We start from the raw sequence: 18,483 nt of genomic DNA, 5'->3' as shown, positions 1-18,483 counted from the left end.
GCAGAAGACCTCAGCGCTGGCAGGTCGGGCACCAGAACACGATGCGCTCGGCGGTCGGGCTCGCGCCGAGCTGCGACCCCTCGATGAGCGTGCCGCACCGCAGGCACGGCTTGCCGGCGCGACGGTACACCCAGTTCTGCCGGCCCCGGCGGGTGTCACCGGTGAAGGTCCGCTGCGGGCGATCGCGGTTCGCCCCGATCATCCGCGACGCAGTGTCCACGAGCGCGACGGCATCGACCTCCGACGCGGGAGTGGTCGGCAGGATGCCGCGGACGAAGAGCAGTTCGTTCGCGTACTCGTTGCCGAGGCCGGCGAGGTTGCGCTGGTCCTGCACCGCGACGTGGATCGCCCGGTCGTCGGCGCCCAGCCGGCGCGCGGCTTCGGCGGCGTCCCAGTCCGGTCCGAGCAGGTCAGGGCCGAGGTGCCCGACGACGCGCTCTTCGTCGCCTGTCGGCAAGACCTCGACCAGCGCGAGGTCGAAGCCCACGGCATCCACTCGGCGCGTGCCTACGATCGCGCGCGCGGCGAACCCGGGCTTGCGCCACCGCTGGTCCGCGCGATAGACGTGCCACTCGCCCTCCATCTTCAGGTGCGAGTGCAGGGTGCTCTCGCCGATGCGCATCAGCAGGTGCTTGCCGCGCGCGACGACCTCACGCACGTGGATGCCGGTGAGGTCGGCGGTGGCACTGCCGGGCACCCGGATGTCGAACCGGGTGACCTCGTCGCCGGCCAGTGCCGCGTGCAGCCGCTGCGCGGTGCGGAAGACGGTGTCGCCCTCAGGCACGCGACCCGGCCGTCACCTTGCGCAGGGTGAGTCCCCGCGTGGACTCGACGAAGCCCGCCGTGCGCAGCGCTCGTCCGACGGTGGTGTTGTAGACGAACTCGCCGCCGACCTTCTCGATCGTGAGGGTGTCGAGGCGTCGCGCACGGGCGGTGTCGACGAGGCTGCGGGCGGCGGCGGCGAGCATCTCCTCGTTCTCGGTGAACGCGAGTGCCGACCGACCGCCGCGCTCGAGGTACAGCACGAGGGTGCCGTCGACGAGCACGACGAGGCCTCCCGCCTTGCGCCCCGGCCGGTGCGAGACCCCTTCGAGCGCGGGCCACCCCAGTGCTGCCCCGTAGGGGTTGGCGGGGTCGGTGGCCGCGAGGGTGATGGCCTTCAACGGCACGGGGTCGGACAGGCCGGCGAACCCGCGGAGCCGGTCGACGGTGGCGGAGGTCGCGAACTGGGCGGCGCCGAGCTTCTCGATGAAGTAGCCGCGGCGGCAGTGCCCGGCGTCTTCGAACCCGGCGAGCACCCGGTAGGCCTGCGCGAAGCCGCCCGGCAGCCCCTCGGATTGCACCGACCCGCGGGTGACGACGCCGTACCTCTCGAGCAGCAGGCTCGCCGCGGCCGCGGCGCGCACCAGCGCATCGGGGTCGCGGGCGGGCAGCAGCGACCAGCGACCGCCGACCATCGGCGGGCGGGGCGGGGCGGCACGCGGGGTCGTGGCCAGCGGCATTCCCCGGAACATCCGTGTCCGCGGAGTCCGGCGCGCCACGCGGTGCGCCTGGGAGCCGCCGGTCAGGAGCGTACGCACGGGCGCGAACGTGTCGTTGGTGACCCGTCCGGTCCACGTCAGGTTCCACAGCGCCTCGACGACGGACTGCTCGTTCTCAGCCCCGGCCATCGGCACCAGCTGGGCGGCGAAGAACGCGCCGCCTCCCGCGAGTGCATCGAGGATGCGCTGCTCCAGCGGGCTCTGGGGCTCGTCGGCGTCATCTTCGGGGAAGGCAAGGGTGAGGGATGCCGCATCGGCAGGGTGCAGGGCGATCCACCCATCGCGACCCGGCAGCGATCCGTGGCCCGACCAGACCACTTCGCCGCTGGAGGTCAGCTCGTCCAGCAGCGCGGGCGTATAGCCGGCGACGCGGCTCGGCAGGATCAACGACTCCCACGCGCTGGCCGGCAGCGGCACACCGGCCAACTGCTCGATGACCGCGAGCACCCCGTCGATGCCCTCCAGCGGACGCTCGAGATGCTGCCAGACCGGTAGGAACCGGGCGAACGCCTCGGGCGAGACCGGCTCGACGCTGCCGCGGATAGCCGCGAGGGACCGCAGCCGGATGCGGCGCAGCACCTCGCTGTCGCACCATTCGAGGTCGTCGCCACCGATCGGACCGGGCAGGGCGTCGGGAAGGAAGTAGCCGCTGGCCAGGCGTCCGGTCGCCTCGAGCCGCTGCAGGGTCTGGCGTGCGACGGCCGCGCCGATGCCCAGTCGCTCGGCGACCGCGGTCGTCCGGAACGGCCCGTGCGTGCGTGCGTAGCGGGCGACGAGGTCGCCGAGCGGATCGGCGAGCGGCTCGAGGAACGCCGTCGGAATGCCCACCGGCAGCGCGATGCCCAGCGCGTCACGCAGGCGTCCGGCGTCTTCGATCGCCGCGACCCGTTCGGCCCCTGCGATCGTGACGCGCACGGCCCGGCGGGTCTCGACCAGTTCGCCGAGCAGCGTCGCGGCGGCGTGGTTCCGCGCTCCGGCGTCACCCTTCGACGCCTCGTCGCCGGCGGCGTCGCTCCGCGCTCCTGCGCCGGCCGCCTCGCTCCGCGTCTCGGCGGCAACGTCCGTGGCACGGTCCTCCGCCAGCCGCTCCGCGACCTCCTCGATGCTGAGCGGCCCGAGCAGACGCAGCAGGTCGGCGACGCCTTCGACGCCCTTCACCTTGCGGGTGGGGTCGAGGCGCTGCACCTCGCGCTCGAGCTGGGCGATCACATCGGCGTCGAGCAGCTCGCGCATCTCGACCTTGCCGAGCAGCTCGCTCAGCAGAGCCGGATCGACCGACAGCGCGGCCGCCCGGCGCTCCGCGAGCGGCGAGTCGCCCTCGTACATGAATGCGCCGACATATCCGAACAGCAGGTCGCGGGCGAACGGCGACGGCTGGCTCGTGGTCGTCTCGACGAGGCGGATCCGCCGGTCGCCGATCGCCCGGGTGATGCGCAGCAGCGCGGGAAGGTCGTAGACGTCCTGCAGCACTTCGCGCAGCGTCTCGAGGATGATCGGGAACGTCGGGTGCTCGCGTGCCACCTCGAGCAGCTGCGCCGACTTCTGCCGCTGCTGCCACAGCGGCGACCGCTTGTTGGGGTTGAGGCGGGGCAGCAGCAGCGCCCGCGCCGCGCATTCGCGGAACCGCGAGGCGAACAGCGCTGAGCCGCCGACCTCGCTCGTGACGAGCTGGTCGATCTCGTCGGGGTCGAACACGAACAGCTCGGCGCCGGGGGGCTCAGCCTCGGCATCCGGTACCCGCACGATGATCCCGTCGTCGCTGGCCACCGCCGATCCCTCGACCCCGAGGCGCTCGCGCACCCGGGCGTTCACGGCCAGCGCCCACGGCGCATGCACGTGCATGCCGTACGGGGAATGCAGGATGACGCGCCAGTCGCCGACCTCGTCGCGCGACCGCTCGACGGTGAGGGTCTTGTCGGTCGGCAGGCTGCCGGTCGCCTCGCGCTGCTCGGCGAGGTACGCGAGCAGATTCTCGATCGCGTTGTCGTCGAGCCCCGACTCGCGCAAGCGGTCGCGGGCTGTGTCGGGGGTGGATGCCGCTATCTCGCGCGAGAACCTGCCGAGCGCCTCGCCGAGCTCGGCCGGACGCCCCAGGCCGTCGCCGTGCCAGAACGGGAGCTTGCCCGGCTGCCCGTACGCGGGCAGGACGTTGACCCGGTCGTGGGTGATCTCGACGATCCGCCAGCTGGTCGTGCCGAGCGTGAACACGTCGCCCACGCGCGACTCGTAGACCATCTCCTCGTCGAGCTCGCCGACCCGCGCACCGGTCGTCTCTCCGGCGACGAAGACGCCGAACAGGCCGCGGTCGGGGATCGTGCCGCCGCTCGTGACCGCGATGCGCTGCGCACCCGGCCGCCCGGTGAGGGTGCCGTGATCGCGGTCCCACACCACGCGGGGTCGCAGCTCGGCGAACGCGTCGGACGGAAACCGGCCCGCGAGCAGATCGAGTGTCGCCTCGTAGGCCGAGCGCGGCAGCGAACGGAACGGCGCGGATCTCTTGACGGTCTCGAACCAGCCCTCGACGTCGACGGGGCCGAGCGCGCAGGCGGCGACGGTCTGCTGCGCGAGGATGTCGAGCGGGTTCTGCGGCACTGCGATGGCCTCGATCTTGCCGCCCAGCATGCGCTCGGTGACCACCGCCGTGTGCAGCACGTCGCCCCGGTGCTTCGGAAACAGCGCCGCCTTGCTGATCTCGCCGACCTGGTGCCCGGCGCGGCCGACGCGCTGCAGCCCCGACGCGGCCGAAGGCGGCGACTCGACCTGGATGACGAGGTCGACAGCACCCATGTCGATGCCGAGCTCGAGGCTGCTGGTGGCCACGACGCAGCGCAGCACGCCGGACTTCAGCTCGTCCTCGACCTGGGCTCGCTGCTCCTTCGACACCGAACCGTGGTGCGCCTTGGCCAGCACCGGGTCGGCGCCCGCAGTCGCCCCCGCCTGCGCCATCATGGCGGCGGGGACCGCGGGACTCGGAAGGTCGACGCCGATCCGCTCGGAGTAGATCTCGTTCAGCCGTGCCGTGAGACGTTCGGCGAGGCGCCGCGCGTTCGCGAACACGATCGTCGAGCGGTGCGCGAGGATCCGATCGACGATCGCCTCCTCGACATGCGGCCACACTGAACCGGTCACCTCGGTGGGCGGCGTATACCAGTCCTCGCCGTTCTCGTCACCGGCATCCGGAACCTCTTGGGCAGCCCCGGGGGGCGGCGGCGGATTGAGCATGTCGGCCATGGGCACGACGACGCTCAGCTCGAAGGTCTTGCTCGCGCGCGGCGCGACGATCTCGACCGGGGCGGCACCGCCGAGGAACCGCGCCACCTCGTCGATCGGCCGGACGGTGGCCGACAGCCCGATGCGCTGCGCCGGTGTGTCGAGCAGGGCATCGAGTCGCTCGAGGCTCACCGCCAGGTGGGCGCCGCGCTTGGTCGCGGCCACCGCGTGCACCTCGTCCACGATGACCGTGTGCACCCCGCGCAGGGTCTCGGCCGCCTGCGACGTGAGCATCAGGTACAGCGACTCGGGCGTGGTGATGAGGATGTCGGGCGGGTGCGTGACGAGCTTTCGCCGGTCGGAGGACGGCGTATCGCCCGACCGCACGCCGACGGTCACATCGGGGACGGTCACACCCAAGCGCCGGGCCGACTGCCCGATGCCCACCAGGGGAGACCGCAGGTTGCGCTCGACGTCGACGCCGAGCGCCTTCAGCGGCGAGATGTAGAGGACACGGGTGCGCTCGGGCGCGGCTTTCTGCGACGCCCGCCCGCTTCCTGCCGCCCGGCCGGCGGGCGGTGCCTCGCGGTCGTGGAAGATGCGGTCGATCGCCCACAGGAATGCCGACAGGGTCTTGCCCGAACCGGTCGGTGCGACCACGAGGGCGTGCTTGCCGGCCGATATCGCGTCCCACGCGCCGGTCTGTGCCGGGGTGGGGGCCGGGAACGCCGACCGGAACCAGTCCTGCGTGGCAGGACCGAACCGCTCGAGCACATCGACCATCCCCCTATCTTCGTCGCCGGCGGCGACATCGGGGCGTCGGAGGTTCGCGGCTTCAGTCCTCGCCGGGGATCAGGACCCAGAGGAAGACGTACACCCAGATCGACACTCCGAAGAAGACGGTCGCGAGAACGGTGAGGATCCGCACCGCGACGGGGCTCACTCCGAACCGGTTCGCGACCGCGAGGCACGCGCCGGCGATCATGCGCCCATCCCGGGGGCGGATCAGCCTGCTCATATCCACATCATGGCCGATCTCGCCGTCGGGCAACAGGGCTGCGGCACGGTCATGGGATGTCAGCCCAACGGTCCGATATCACCGGCCATTAGCCTTTTACCAGGCCGTCTCGGTAAACTGGAAGATCTTTGGCTGCCACAGGCAGGAAGGGGAAGACCATGTCGAACACCACCGGGACCGTGTGGATGACCGCCGCGGCATTGGCCGCCCTCGAGGCCGAGCTGCACGAACTCGAGCAGCGCGAGGCCGCCGATCCGGTGCGCCTGATCGAACTGCGCGATCTGATCCGCCGCGCCGAGACCTCGGCCAAGCCCGACGACGGCCTCGTCGAGGCGGGCATGAAGGTGACCGTGCGCTTCGGCGACGACGCCGAGGTCGAGAGCTTCCTGCTGGGCAGCCGCGAGCTGGTCCGTCAGGACCACGATGTCGCCCTCGACGTGTACTCTCCCGAGTCGCCGCTGGGCGTGGCGATCACCGGCCACTACGTGGGCGACAGCGTGACCTACCGTGCGCCGAGCGGCGCCGAGATCCGGGTCGCCATCGTCGGGGCTGCGCCTTTCGCCTGAGTGGATGCCGGAGTGATGCCGGTCCTGTCGGCATCCCCTGCGGCGCACCTACACTGACGGAATGGTGACCCCGCACGCGCCGATTCTCACCGTCACGCCGAACCCCGCGCTCGACGTCTCGACCTCGACGGAGCGGGTGATCGCCGAGCACAAGCTGCGATGCGGGCCGACACGGCTCGATCCGGGCGGCGGCGGCGTCAACGTGTCGCGCGTCGTCCGCAACCTCGGCGGTGCCTCGCTCGCGGTGTACGCGGCGGGCGGTCCGACCGGGCAGGCGTATCGCGAGCTGCTCGATCGCGAAGGGATCGCGAGCCGCATGGTGCGCATCGCGCAGAGCACGCGGGAGAGTTTCACGGTCGATGAGACCTCGAGCGCAGAGCAGTTCCGCTTCGTCCTGCAGGGGCCTGAGCTGTCCGAGCCGGAGTGGCGCTCGCTCGTGTCCGCCGTGGCCGACGACCTGCCGGTCGGGGGATTCCTGGTGGGCAGCGGAAGCCTGCCGCCCGGAGCGCCCGTCGACCTGTACGCGCAACTCACGCGCATCGCCCGCGAGCACGACGCGCGCATGATCGTCGACACCTCGGGTGAGGCCCTGCGTGCGGCGCTCGACGAGGGTGTGCACCTCATCAAGCCGAGCAAGCGTGAGCTGGGCGAGCTCGTCGGAGCGGAGCTGGGAGACCTCGACAGCCTGATCGAGGCGTCGCGCGAGATGGTCGGTCGCGGCGCGTGCGAGACCGTCGCTCTGACCCTCGGCGGCGACGGTGCCGTGATCGTCAGCGCCGGCGAAGTGCTGCGCCTGCCGACCCCGCGCGTGAAGGTACTCAGCACCGTCGGTGCGGGGGACAGCTTCCTCGGCGCGCTCGTGCTGCGGCTCGCACAGGGCCGCCCGCTGCGCGAGGCGTTCCGTACCGCCGTGGCCGCCGGGTCCGCCACCGCAGCGCTGCCGGCGACCGCCCTGTGCCGCGCGGACGACGTCGCCCGGCTGGAGGACGCGCTGGAGCGGACCGAGGCGGTCTGAGTCCAGCGCGTCGCACCTCACTCCGGCGCGAGCACCGATGCGTCCGTCACCTCCCGCAGGATGCCGTCGCGCGACAGCTCGAGCGTCAGATCGACGCCCAGCCGCGCCAAGAATCCGTCATCGTGGCTGACCACCAGCACCGCGCCGCGGTAGGCAGCCAGCGCGTCAACCAGTTCATCCACGGTGTCGAGGTCGAGGTTGTTGGTCGGCTCGTCGAGCAGCAGCAGCTGCGGCGGCGGGTCGGCCAGCAGCACCCGTGCCAGCGCGACGCGGAAGCGCTCGCCGCCCGAGAGGGCCGCGACCGGTCGAAGCGCCGCGTCGCCGCGGATGAGGAAGCGGGCCAGCCGGTTCCGCAGCTCGACATCGCCCACGCCCGGCGCGGCCTCCCGCATGTTCCCCAGCACCGAGCCGGAGTCGTCGAGCCCGTCGACGCGCTGCGAGAGATAGCCGATCCGGTCGGTGTGCGACACGGCGCGTGCACTGTTCAGTCTGAACGTCACCGACTGGGCCTCCGAGGCGGGGATCGGGTCGATCGGGACTGACGTGTGAACCGCTGCGGCCGATGAGCGGTCCACCGGCCGGACCAGCCGCTGCAACAGGGTGGTCTTGCCGGCGCCGTTCGGCCCGATCAGCGCCACCCGCTCGGGTCCCTGGATGATCCACGCATGCTCGCCGGTATCGGGGTCGGCCGAAGCCAGCGTCGCGATGCGCCGGCCTGCGGCGACCCCGGGGTCGGGCAGGTCGATGCGCACGCCGCTGTCATCGCGCACACGCCGCTCGGCGGCATCCAGCACGGCGCGTGCGGTGGCCTCCTTGCCGGCGGCTTCGGTCCGCAGCTTGCCGGCCGACACCTGCGCGGCACGCTTGCGGCCGCCGATGATGATGCCGGGCACCCGCTTCTCGGCCTGGGCCTTCTGACCCACCGCCTTGCGCTGTGCGAGCTTGGACTCGGTCTCGATGCGGTCGCGCTTCTCGCGTCGCACGGCCTGGCGGGCGGCCGACTCGGCCTGCCGCGCCGCGGCCTGCTCGGTATCGAGCCATTCGCGCCACGCCGAGTACGGACCTCCGAACACCGACAGCTCGCTGCCGTAGAGCTCGGCGGTGTCGTCCATGACCTCGAGCAGCGCCGTGTCGTGGCTCACCACGATCAGCGTGCCGCGCCACGACCGGACGAGGTCGTAGACGCGGGTGCGCGCCTCGCGGTCGAGGTTGTTCGTCGGCTCGTCGAGCAGCGCGATGTCGGCGCCGCGCAGGCGCACGCCGACCAGCGCGGTCAGCACGGCCTCGCCGCCCGACAACTCGCCGATGCGGCGATCCAGGGCGTCCGGGGGCAGCCCCGCGTCGGCCAGGGCCGCAGTGGCCCGGGCCTCGACGTCCCAGTCGTCGCCGACCGCGTCGAAGTGCCGGGGGTCGACATCGCCCTCGGCGATCGCGCGCACGGCATCCATCGCCTTGCCGATGCCAAGCACGTCGGCGACCGGGCGATCGACGTCGAGGGTGAGCCGCTGGGGCAGCAGGTCGACGGTGCCCGTCGTGCCGATGGTGCCCGACGTGGGCGTCAGCGTGCCGGCGATGAGCCGGAGTAGCGTCGTCTTGCCCGAGCCGTTGCGGCCGACGAGGCCCGTGCGGCCCGCGGGGAAAGCGCCGGACACGTCGCGCAGCGCGACGGTGCCATCGGGCCAGGTGAAGGAGAGGCGGTCGAGTGTGACCGCGGTGGTGATGGTGGGCATATGTGCCTCCTGCAGTGTCGGGGTGCGCGGGCACGCCGAACACCGGACGCCTCGGGGAGGCCGGCAGGGTCGACGGTCAGCGCGGAACGGTGGAACGGATCACCGCGCGGACACGTCGCAGACATCCCTTTCGGGGAGGGCGGCCGCCTCAGACAGAGGTTCGTGGCCGCGCATCGAAGGTCGACGACTCAGCGCGAGATCACAGCGCGATCGTGTCGATTTCCTTCAACGGTCTTCCTCACACTCGGGACAAGGACCTCCCCAGTGTAGCGGAGGGCGCGTTCTGTCCGCTGGGTGGATGCCGGAATCCCGCGCCCCGTCGCCGTGTGATTCCCATGGTGGTGGGCTGTGCCGGTCACGCGCCGGTGAGCGCCTGGAGCTGCTTGTCGAGGAACACCCGCACGTCGTGCAGTTCGTCCTCGGAGACGCTGTGGGTGAGCCCCGGGTACACGCGCCCGCTGAGTTCGACGTGGCCCGGCAGCCACTGCACGGAATGCTCGACCAGCGGCGCCGGAATCACCTCGTCGCGCGCACCGCGCCCCCAGAACACCGGCGGGCGCCGCTCGGCGAGCGCAGCGTCGGTGGACAGGTCGCCCGGTGCCGCGTAGCCCGAGAGGTTGACGACGAACGCGAAGTCGCCGGGGCGCAGTCGCAGCGCCTGCAGCGCGATCGCGGCGCCCTGCGAGAAGCCCAGCAGACCCACCGGTCCTTCGCCGGCTTCGGCGTCGAGCCAGCGCAGAAGGCTCTCGGCAGCGGCGGTCAGGTGCGCCGGGTCGCGTCCCTCGAGTCCTTCGATCGGGTACCAGGAGTAGCCCGGCGAGGGGAACGGCGGTGCCAGCGGCGCACGCACGGCGGCGATGACGAACTGGTCGGGCAGGTAGGGCACGAGGCCGAACAGGTCGCGCTCGTCGGCGCCGTAGCCGTGCAGCAGGACGAGCAGGGGCCGGCCGGCGCGGTCTGCCACGGGGGAGGACCACAGCACCACCGCAGGATCGAGGTCGGACGCCATGGCTCCATCCTGGCATCCATCTCCGACGTCGTCCCGGGTCGCCCTCTCCACAGCCCCCACACCCTGCACCGCGGCGAGGGGTATACATGGATCATGGCCGTCCGCACCCCCGACCCCGATCCGAACGAGCGCGATGACGACGGAACGCCGCGCGATCCGCTCGGCGGCATCGGCGCGTCGTTCGGATCGAACGCCGGCCGCCCGATCGGCGACGGCACGTTCGGATCGCCCGCGCCCGGCAACGCCGCAGGCCCTGCGTGGCTGAGCGACATCGAGCTCGCCGAGGCCCGCCGCCGGCTGCCGATGCTCTACGTCGAGGCGATTCCGGTGCGCACCGACGGCATGGGGCAGGTGACCGAGATCGGCATCCTGCTGCGTGCGACGCCGCTCGGCGAGATGGTGCGCTCGATCGTCTCGGGGCGCGTGCGCTACGGCGAGACCGTGCGCGACGCCCTGTTCCGTCACCTCGAGAACGACCTCGGTCCGATGGCGTTCCCGCTGCTGCCGCCGGCGCCGACCCCTTTCACGGTGGCCGAGTACTTCCCGATCCCCGGTATCAGCGCGTTCCACGACGACCGGCAGCACGCCGTCTCGCTCGCCTTCGTCGTCCCGGTGACCGGCACGTGCGAACCGCGCCAGGACGCTCTCGAGGTCACGTGGATGACGCCGGAGGAAGCGGCGTCCGACTCCCTCGCCGCCGAGATGGAAGGCGGACGCTTCACGCTCATCCGCATGGCCCTCGCCTCGGTCGGCGCGCTGCGCTGATTCTGCCGCGGTTCTCCCAGCATTCCGGGTAGTTCGGCACCGTTGCACCCGGTACGCTCGTGTTGCCGGCCGTTCCCTTGCCGGCATCCTTCGGTCGCTCCGGCGACGGCCAGGCTCCTCTCGTGCTGAACCGCCCTGCGACCATGCGACGAAGCGGAGAGACGCGTGTCCGATCAGCACCAGCCCACCGGTGATCCCTCGCCCTTCGACCAGTTGATCAGCGCAGCGCCTGCCGCCCCGGGCACGTCGTTCGCCACCGCGTTCCGCGGGTACGACAAGGAAGAGGTGGATGCCGCTGTCGCGCAGCTGAAGTCCCGGCAGAAGTCGCTGGCGGACGAGGTCGCCCAGCTCAAGGACAGGCACCACCGTGTCACCGCCGACGCCAAGGCGAGCGCGAAGAAGGTCACCGACCTCGAGGACCAGGTCGCGCTGCTGACCGCGCAGGCGGCCACTGCCGAGGATCGCGTGCAGACGCTGAGCGACGAGTTGCTGGGCGCCGGCGGCGAGTCGGTGAACCGTCAGCGCTTCGAAGAGGTGCTCCACGTCGCCGAAGAGCAGGCCAGCGTGCTGATCAAGAACGCGAGCATCCAGGCCGACCGGCTGCTCGCCGCCGCGCACGAAGAGATCCAGAGCCGCCGCGCCGAGGCGCAGGCCGACGCGGATGCGATCATCGCCCGCGCCGAGCACGACGCCCAGCAGGCGCGGCTGCGCATCGACACCGAGATCACCGCGCACGAGGCGCAGCTCGAGCGCGAGAAGACGCACGCGGCCGAGAAGGTACAGCAGGCCGAGCAGGAGGCGGCCGCGATCCGCACCGAGGCTGAGAAGGGCGCCGCCGCCCTGCGCGCGATGACCACGCGCGAAAGCGAGCACACCCGCGGCGAGGCGGAGGAGGCCGTGCGTCAGCTGCGCGTACGCGCCCTCGAGTTCGAGGAGTCGCTCACCCGCCGGCAGGACGACGCGCAGCAGGAGTTCCTGGTGCTGCACAACCAGGCCGTCGCGCACGCCGAGCGCATCACCCAGGACGCCAACGACCAGGTGGCCGCGTCGCTCGAGCACGCGCAGCGCGTGTCGGCCAAAGCGGACGATTTCGACCGGCTCATGCGCGCGCAGGCGCAGCAGATCGAGGCGGATGCCGCGGCCCGCTCCCGCGAGACCCTCGAGCGTGCGCGGGTGAAGGCGCAGAAGATCATCGACACGGTCACGAACCACTCGCAGTCCGTCCTCCGTGACGCCGAGGACCGCACCCGCCAGCTGCGCTGGCAGCAGCACCAGCTCACGAGCTTCATGGCCGAGGTCACCGAACTCATGCGCGGCGATGCGGCACGGCTGGCCGACGGCGCCCCGGCAGACGACCTGGATGTCGACGCGAAGACCTTCGACGTCGAGGTCGCGGATGCCGTGTCGGCCGAGCGTGCCGATGCCGCCGCAGCCGAGCGCGCCGTCGAGGCCGAGTCGTCCGATGATGTCGCTGCACAGCGCGAGCAGGACGAGCCGGACGAGTCCGCCCAGGACGAGTCCGCCCAGGCCGAGGACGATGCTGCCGCGCACGGCGAGGCCGCGCCCGCGACCGTCTGAACGCGCCACGGCGCCGCCGCCCGGCACCCTCGCGAGGCACCGCCGCCCGGCGTTTACCCTCGCGAACCGCCGCCCGGCGTTTACCCTCGCGAACCGCCGCCCGGCGGTTACCCTCGCAAACGGCGCCGAGGCCCGGCATCCACCCTCGCGAGGCACCGCCGCCCGGCATCCACCCTCGCGAACTGCGCAGTTTCGCGCCAACTTCGCATCGGATCGGCCCGATGACTACGAAGATGGCGCGAAACTGCGCACTTGGGGCCGCATGAGCACTGGCGGGCCCTCACACACGACGAGGCGCCGGCACGGGCACCCGGCGCTTCGACGAGGGACTCAGCCCGCGGTGACGCCGCCGTCGGCGACGAACTCCGCGCCGGTCGCGAAGCTCGCGTCGTCGCTCGCGACGAATGCGATCAGCGCGGCCATCTCCTCGGGCTTGCCGAGACGACCCATCGGCGTACCGGCGATGAGCATGTCACGGTCGGTGTCGCCCAGGATCGGCGTGTCGATGAAGCCCGGGTGCACCGAGTTGACGCGCACGCCCTCCTTGGCCCAGCCGAGCGCGGTCGTCTTGGTGAGCAGCCGCACGGCGCCCTTGGCCGCGTGATAGGCCGGGCTCACGCCCGAGCCCACGATGCCGTACATCGAGCTGATGTTGACCACGGCGCCGTTGCCGCTGGCCTTCAGCGCCTCGGCGGCGGCCTTCATGCCCAGGAACACGCTCGTCTGCGTGACCGCGACGACCTTGTTCCACGTGTCGGTCGTGGTGACTTCGATCGGCTCGTTGTCGCCGATGCCGGCGTTGTTCACGAGGATGTCGAGGCGCCCGTACTTCGAGACCGTCGCGTCGACAGCCTCGGCCCAGCCCGACTCGCTGGTCACGTCGAGGCGGACGAACCCGGCCCGGCCGCCGTCCGTCACGATATCGGCGACCACCGCCGCACCGGCCTCTTCCTGAAGGTCTGCGATGACGACAGTGCCGCCCTCTGCAGCGATGCGCTTCGCCGTCGCCTTGCCGATTCCGCTTGCACCGCCGGTGATCAGCGCGACGCGTCCGTCGAATCGTGCCATGGTTCCCACCTCTCTCCGTCTGCTGCGCCGAGCGTTTCGACGCACATACGGTACAGCACGGACTGCGACGCCTATATTCCGATGAATAAAGCGCCCGAGGACTCAGCGCGAGGACTCACCCCGAGGACTCAGCCCGAGGACTCAGCCCGAGGACTCACCCCGAGGACTCACCCCGAGGAGGTCAGCCCGCGGAGGTCAGCCGCGCGAGCTCGGCGACGAACGCGTCGACGTCGGCCTCGGTCGTGTCGAACGAGCACATCCAGCGGACCTCGCCGCGAGCGGCATCCCAGTCGTAGAAGCGGAAGGCCGCGCGCAGCTCATCGGCCACGCCGGCGGGCAGTGTCGCGAACACGCCGTTGGACTGCGTCGACTGCGAGAACCCGACGCCGCGGATCGAGCCGTCCGCCACTCCGGCCTCGACCGCGCCGCGCAGCCGCTGCGCCATCGCGTTCGCGTGCCGCGCGTTGCGCAGGTACAGGTCGTCGTCGAGCAGCGCGATCAGCTGCGCCGACACGAACCGCATCTTGCTCGACAGCTGCATGTTGAGCTTGCGCAAGAACCGCAGGCCCTCGGATGCCGCGGGGTCCAGCACCACGATCGCCTCGGCGCCCAGAGCCCCGTTCTTGGTCCCACCGAAGCTCAGCACGTCGACGCCGGCGTCGCGGGTGAACGCGCGCAGCGGCAGGTCGAGCGCCGCGGCGGCATTGGCGATGCGCGCGCCATCCATGTGCAGGCGCATGCCCAGCGGCCGGATGTGGTCGGCGATCGCGCGGATCTCGTCGGGTGTGTACAGGGTGCCCAGCTCGGTGGACTGGGTGATCGAGACGACCAGCGGCTGCGCGCGGTGCTCGTCGCCCCAGCCCCACGCCTCACGGTCGATGAGGTCGGGGGTCAGCTTGCCGTCGTCGGTGGGCACGTTCAGGATCTTGATGCCCGCGACCCGCTCGGGCGCCCCGCCTTCGTCGACGTTGATGTGAGCGGTGGATGCCGCGATGACGGCGCCCCAGCGGGGGAGCATCGACTGGAGTCCGGTCACGTTCGCGCCGGTGCCGTTGAACACCGGGAACGCCTCGACGCCCTCGCCGAAGTGGTGGGCGAACACCTGCTGCAGGCGCTCGGTGTACGCGTCCTCGCCGTAGGCGACCTGGTGGCCGTCGTTGGCTGCGGCGATCGCGGCGAGCACCTCGGGGTGCACGCCGGAGTAGTTGTCGGACGCGAAGCCGCGGACATCGGTGTCGTGGAGTGGAGTCACGGCATCCATCCTCCCACCCGGGTGACGCGGCGCCGGCGACGGACCGGGTTCCGCATGTCGGGGGCGGGGGCTATCGTCGCCCCATGGCCGATCCGCGCGATCCCCGCGACGCCGAGCCGGCGCCGGTCACCGCCCTCGCCCCACCCGGCGGCGAGCGCACCTTCCTGCATGTCCTGGTCAACACCGCCGTCGCGAACATCACGACGAGCTTCCTCTGGTTCGCATTGACGTTCTGGGTCTACATCGAGACGCAGTCGGTGCTGGCCACCGGCATCATCGGCGGCGCGTACATGCTGCTGCTGGCGGTGTTCGGCATGGTGTTCGGCACCGTCGTCGACCGCTACCGCAAGAAGACCGTCATGGTCGTCTCGGCCGCGATCACGCTGGTCGCCTTCCTTGCCGCCGGTGCCCTGTATCTGTCGCAGCCCGAGTCGGCGCTGCTCGATCTCGGCCGGCCGTGGTTCTGGCTGTTCGCTGCCGTCATCCTCGCCGGCGCGGTCGTCGAGAACCTGCGCAACATCGCGCTGTCGACCACCGTCACCCTGCTCGTGCCGGTGGAGCGGCACGCCAACGCGAACGGTCTGGTCGGCACCGTGCAGGGGCTGGCGTTCATCGTGACCAGCGTCCTGTCGGGTCTCGCGATCGGCCTGGCCGGGATGGGGTGGACCCTCGTCATCGCGATCGCCCTCACCGCGCTGCCGCTCGTGCACCTGTTGACGCTCCGCGTCCCCGAGGAGCAGCCGGTGCGCGACAGCACCGCCAAGGCGATCGACTTCCACGGTGCGGTGCAGGCGATCCGCGCGGTGCCGGGACTGTTCGCGCTGATCGTGTTCTCCACGTTCAACAACCTCATCGGCGGCGTCTACATGGCGCTCATGGATCCGTACGGCCTGACCCTGTTCGACGTCGAGGTGTGGGGCGTGGTCCTCGCGATCTCCTCCACGGGCTTCATCGTCGGCGGCGCGCTCATCGCGGCGAAGGGGCTGGGCCGCAATCCGATCCGCACGCTGCTGCTCGCCGTGATCGTCATGGGGCTGCTCGGCGCCGTCTTCACGATCCGCGAGTGGTGGTGGCTCTACCTCGTCGGGATCTGGCTGTACATGCTCCTGGTGCCCGCGATCGAGGCGGCCGAGCAGACGGTCATCCAGAAGGTCGTGCCGTTCGCGAAGCAGGGACGCGTGTTCGGCGCCGCGACCGCGATGGAGGTGTCGGCCGCGCCCATCACCGCGTTCATGATCGCTCCGATCGCGGAGTTCTGGATCATCCCGTTCATGAAGACGGATGCCGGAGCGGCGACCTGGGGATGGCTGCTCGGCGAGGGCGACGCCCGCGGCATCGCCCTGGTGTTCCTGTTCGCCGGGCTGATCATGGTCGTCTTCGGCCTGCTCGCGTTCACGACGCGCGCCTACCGCACGCTGTCGGCCCAGTACGCCGGCGAGACCGAGTCAGTGCCGGCCGCGTCGGGGGCCGCGCCGGCATCGCCGGCTGAGGCTCTGCGCGACGGCGCCGAGCCGCGGTGACCGGCGGGCCCGCACGGTCCAGCGGACCCCGCGAATGGTTCAGCGGGCAGAAGAGTGTGGAGAACCGGTCTGGAGCGGCCGGTCAAGAGGAGCCTGCGCAGATCAGAGTTCCACCACGGTGTCGTTGATCTCGGCGGCATCGCGCTCCCAGAGGCCCGCATACGCCTCGGCGAGGCGGTCCTCGAGCCCTGCGAGCGCCTTCACCCGGAAGATGACCGATGCCGCGCGCAGCGGGTCACCGGCATCCCGGGCCGCCTTCGCGAAGCCCTGCGCAACCGCGCGCGCCCAAGCTTCTTCGGCCGCCTTCACGGTCGCGTAGTTCGCTCCGCCGGCGAGCGGCCGCGCGACAGCGGTCGACGACACGATCGCGAGCCGCGCCGAAGCAGCGGCCCGCAGGTCGGCGTCGAATGCCCGCGTCACGTGCCGCAGTGCGGTCAGCCCGGTCTCGAGGAATCGGTAGTCCGTGTCGGTCTGCCCGGCCAGGCCGCCCCCTCCGCGCCAACCGCCGACCAGATGCAGGACGCCGTCGACGCGGACGTCGTCCGCGCGCAGCCGTGCCGCGAGCGCGCCGATTTCGGCCGCCGAGGCCAGGTCGCAGGCCTCGACCCTGGCACCGAGCGTTGCCAGGGGCGCGAGCTTCCCGGCATCCCGCCCCACGGCGATCGGCTCAGCCCCGGCATCCAGCAGCACGCGCACAGCCGCCGCACCGCTGGCGCTCGTCGCCCCCGCGATCAGCACCGTGCGCCCGGCGACATCGCGCGGGCCTGCAGCGCCACCGCGCTCCGCCCTGCCGATGTCAGTCACGGCCGGTGATTCCCGAGGTCGAGGCGATCACGTCGCGCATCTTCTTCTCCAGCGCCTCGTAGAACATCGACAGCGGGAATTCGTCGTCGAGCACGGCATCGGTATAGCCCTTCGGCGGCCCGGCGAGCACCTCATCGGGCAGCCCCCGCGCCCACTGCGACGCCGGATTCGGCGTGAGCACCCCGCGCACCAGATCGTATGCGGCGAGCCAGTGCGCGGTCTTGGGCCGGTCGATGGACTCCCAGTACAGGCGGTCGATCGCATCGCTGAGCGCGATCACGGCGGCGGGCACCTCGTCCCAGTCGAGGGCGAGCGCGGTGTCGGTCCAGTGCAGCACGCCCCGCTGGTGCAACCACGCGAACAGCAGCTGGCCGCCGAGCCCGTCGTAATTGCGCACCCGCGAACCCGTGATCGCGAAGCGGAAGATCCGGTCGAAGATCACGGCGTACTGGACGAGCTGCGCGTGTTCGAGCATCTCGGCTTGGACGACGTCGAGATCGCCGGGGCGCGCTTCCGCCCGCGCGGCGATCGCCACGCACTCGCGGAACGCGGTCAGGTCGCAGCGCAGTTCTTCGAGCGAGTACAGGAAGTACGGCATCCGCTGCTTGATCATGAACGGATCGAACGGCAGATCACCGCGCATGTGCGAACGGTCGTGGATCATGTCCCACATCACGAACGTCTTCTCGGCGAGCGCCTGGTCGTCGAGAAGACGCGCGGCGGGCGCCGGGAGATCGAGCTTGGTGATCTCGGCTGCCGCGCGCACCACCCGCCGGTACCGCGCCGCCTCACGGTCCTGGAAGATCGCGCCCCACGTGAACGTCGGGATCTCGCGCATCGCGACCGTCTCGGGAAACAGCACCGCCGAGTTCGTGTCGTACCCGGGCGTGAAGTCCATCAGCCGCAGCGACACGAACAGCCGGTTGGTGTACTCGAGCTCGAGCTGGGCGATGAACTCGGGCCAGATGACTTCCACGAGCAGCGCCTCCACGTGCCGGTCGCGCGACCCGTTCTGCGTGTACATCGGGAAGACGACCAGATGCCGCAGCCCATCGACGCGCTGCAGCTGCGGCTGGAAGGCCACGAGTGAATCGAGGAAGTCGGGCACGCCGAACGCGGTGCCCGCCCAGCGATCGAAGTCGGCGATGGATGCCGCGAGGTACTCCGCGTCGTGAGGGAACAGGGGAGCCAGCTGCTCGATCGCCGCCACGATCTGCTCGACGTGGGCGTGTGCGGAGGCGTGGTCGCCGGCCTCCGGGACCGAACCGTCCTGCGCCTGCAGTCCTTGCAGGGCGGTCGCGGCAGCCTTGAGCGACAGCCAGGCGGGGTGGGCCACGATGTCCTCGACGACCTCGGGCTCGCCGACGATGGCCTGCGCGGAGCGGGTCAGGGTGTGGGACATGGGAA

The 18,483-nt window shown here is 71.3% G+C and carries 14 protein-coding genes; 5 read left to right on the top strand and 9 right to left on the bottom strand.

The window, feature by feature from the left end; translation table 11 throughout:
- Nucleotides 1-10: 10 nt before the first annotated feature.
- From BKA10_RS10075 to BKA10_RS10065, 3 genes are read right to left on the bottom strand one after another with little or no spacing between them, the layout of a single operon-like run.
- Nucleotides 11-784, bottom strand: a complete 774-nt coding sequence (locus tag BKA10_RS10075) for an Fpg/Nei family DNA glycosylase (protein ID WP_183499773.1) — start codon at nt 782-784, stop codon at nt 11-13.
- Complete coding sequence (locus BKA10_RS10070; protein WP_183499772.1) at nt 777-5,534, bottom strand: DNA glycosylase AlkZ-like family protein; 4,758 nt, start codon at nt 5,532-5,534, stop codon at nt 777-779. The genes BKA10_RS10075 and BKA10_RS10070 overlap by 8 nt, the downstream gene beginning before the upstream one ends.
- 52 nt (nt 5,535-5,586) lie before the next feature.
- Nucleotides 5,587-5,769, bottom strand: a complete 183-nt coding sequence (locus tag BKA10_RS10065; RefSeq protein ID WP_183499771.1) for a PspC domain-containing protein — start codon at nt 5,767-5,769, stop codon at nt 5,587-5,589.
- Nucleotides 5,770-5,927: 158 nt separating this feature from the next.
- Here BKA10_RS10065 and BKA10_RS10060 point away from each other — a divergent pair, with 158 nt between their 5' ends.
- Both BKA10_RS10060 and BKA10_RS10055 read left to right on the top strand, forming a co-directional pair.
- Nucleotides 5,928-6,335 (top strand): GreA/GreB family elongation factor, encoded by a 408-nt coding sequence (locus tag BKA10_RS10060; protein WP_183499770.1) that lies wholly within the window; start codon nt 5,928-5,930, stop codon nt 6,333-6,335.
- A 61-nt stretch (nt 6,336-6,396) separates the two neighbouring features.
- Complete coding sequence (locus BKA10_RS10055) at nt 6,397-7,350, top strand: 1-phosphofructokinase family hexose kinase (protein WP_183499769.1); 954 nt, start codon at nt 6,397-6,399, stop codon at nt 7,348-7,350.
- A 17-nt stretch (nt 7,351-7,367) separates the two neighbouring features.
- On the opposite strand, the gene BKA10_RS10050 is transcribed toward BKA10_RS10055, so the two are convergent.
- A complete protein-coding gene (locus tag BKA10_RS10050) occupies nt 7,368-9,080 on the bottom strand; it encodes an ABC-F family ATP-binding cassette domain-containing protein (RefSeq protein ID WP_183499768.1) in 1,713 nt (570 codons plus the stop codon).
- 355 nt (nt 9,081-9,435) lie between these two features.
- The gene (locus BKA10_RS10045) at nt 9,436-10,089 is read right to left on the bottom strand and encodes an alpha/beta hydrolase (protein ID WP_183499767.1); all 654 of its coding nucleotides are present in this window, start codon (nt 10,087-10,089) and stop codon (nt 9,436-9,438) included.
- A gap of 93 nt (nt 10,090-10,182) precedes the next feature.
- On the opposite strand from BKA10_RS10045, the gene BKA10_RS10040 reads away from it, so the two are divergent.
- Nucleotides 10,183-10,854 carry an NUDIX hydrolase family protein gene (locus BKA10_RS10040; protein WP_183499766.1) on the top strand — a complete coding sequence of 224 codons (672 nt, stop codon included), beginning with the start codon at nt 10,183-10,185 and terminating at the stop codon, nt 10,852-10,854.
- A gap of 165 nt (nt 10,855-11,019) precedes the next feature.
- Nucleotides 11,020-12,432 carry a DivIVA domain-containing protein gene (locus BKA10_RS10035; protein WP_183499765.1) on the top strand — a complete coding sequence of 471 codons (1,413 nt, stop codon included), beginning with the start codon at nt 11,020-11,022 and terminating at the stop codon, nt 12,430-12,432.
- A 330-nt stretch (nt 12,433-12,762) separates the two neighbouring features.
- Here BKA10_RS10035 and BKA10_RS10030 read toward each other — a convergent pair whose 3' ends face one another.
- Nucleotides 12,763-13,500: an SDR family NAD(P)-dependent oxidoreductase gene (locus BKA10_RS10030; RefSeq protein ID WP_183499764.1), complete on the bottom strand. Its 738-nt coding sequence runs from the start codon at nt 13,498-13,500 to the stop codon at nt 12,763-12,765.
- 181 nt (nt 13,501-13,681) lie between these two features.
- Nucleotides 13,682-14,761, bottom strand: a complete 1,080-nt coding sequence (locus BKA10_RS10025) for a threonine aldolase family protein (RefSeq protein WP_206686980.1) — start codon at nt 14,759-14,761, stop codon at nt 13,682-13,684.
- Between the two features lie 74 nt (nt 14,762-14,835).
- Between BKA10_RS10025 and BKA10_RS10020 the strand changes: the two genes are divergently transcribed.
- A complete protein-coding gene (locus tag BKA10_RS10020) occupies nt 14,836-16,272 on the top strand; it encodes an MFS transporter (RefSeq protein WP_183499762.1) in 1,437 nt (478 codons plus the stop codon).
- A 102-nt stretch (nt 16,273-16,374) separates the two neighbouring features.
- Here BKA10_RS10020 and BKA10_RS10015 read toward each other — a convergent pair whose 3' ends face one another.
- Together BKA10_RS10015 and BKA10_RS10010 are read right to left on the bottom strand one after the other, a co-directional pair.
- On the bottom strand, nt 16,375-17,067 hold the full coding sequence (locus tag BKA10_RS10015; protein ID WP_248199357.1) for an SDR family NAD(P)-dependent oxidoreductase: 693 nt from the start codon (nt 17,065-17,067) through the stop codon (nt 16,375-16,377).
- Between the two features lies 1 nt (nt 17,068).
- Nucleotides 17,069-18,478 (bottom strand): DUF6421 family protein, encoded by a 1,410-nt coding sequence (locus BKA10_RS10010; protein ID WP_183499761.1) that lies wholly within the window; start codon nt 18,476-18,478, stop codon nt 17,069-17,071.
- Nucleotides 18,479-18,483 lie beyond the last annotated feature (5 nt).

It is taken from the genome of Microbacterium invictum (assembly GCF_014197265.1).
Taxonomy (GTDB): Bacteria; Actinomycetota; Actinomycetes; order Actinomycetales; family Microbacteriaceae; genus Microbacterium; species Microbacterium invictum.
This window is presented reverse-complemented; position numbering and strand designations above follow the sequence as displayed.

Coding starts and splice junctions, on each gene's coding strand:
- BKA10_RS10060 (WP_183499770.1), top strand. CDS start 5,928: ATGTCGAACACCACCGGGACCGTGTGGATGACCGCCGCGGCATTGGCC.
- BKA10_RS10055 (WP_183499769.1), top strand. CDS start 6,397: ATGGTGACCCCGCACGCGCCGATTCTCACCGTCACGCCGAACCCCGCG.
- BKA10_RS10040 (WP_183499766.1), top strand. CDS start 10,183: ATGGCCGTCCGCACCCCCGACCCCGATCCGAACGAGCGCGATGACGAC.
- BKA10_RS10050 (WP_183499768.1), bottom strand. CDS start 9,080: ATGCCCACCATCACCACCGCGGTCACACTCGACCGCCTCTCCTTCACC.
- BKA10_RS10070 (WP_183499772.1), bottom strand. CDS start 5,534: ATGGTCGATGTGCTCGAGCGGTTCGGTCCTGCCACGCAGGACTGGTTC.
- BKA10_RS10030 (WP_183499764.1), bottom strand. CDS start 13,500: ATGGCACGATTCGACGGACGCGTCGCGCTGATCACCGGCGGTGCAAGC.
- BKA10_RS10025 (WP_206686980.1), bottom strand. CDS start 14,761: ATGGATGCCGTGACTCCACTCCACGACACCGATGTCCGCGGCTTCGCG.
- BKA10_RS10020 (WP_183499762.1), top strand. CDS start 14,836: ATGGCCGATCCGCGCGATCCCCGCGACGCCGAGCCGGCGCCGGTCACC.
- BKA10_RS10010 (WP_183499761.1), bottom strand. CDS start 18,478: ATGTCCCACACCCTGACCCGCTCCGCGCAGGCCATCGTCGGCGAGCCC.
- BKA10_RS10045 (WP_183499767.1), bottom strand. CDS start 10,089: ATGGCGTCCGACCTCGATCCTGCGGTGGTGCTGTGGTCCTCCCCCGTG.
- BKA10_RS10065 (WP_183499771.1), bottom strand. CDS start 5,769: ATGAGCAGGCTGATCCGCCCCCGGGATGGGCGCATGATCGCCGGCGCG.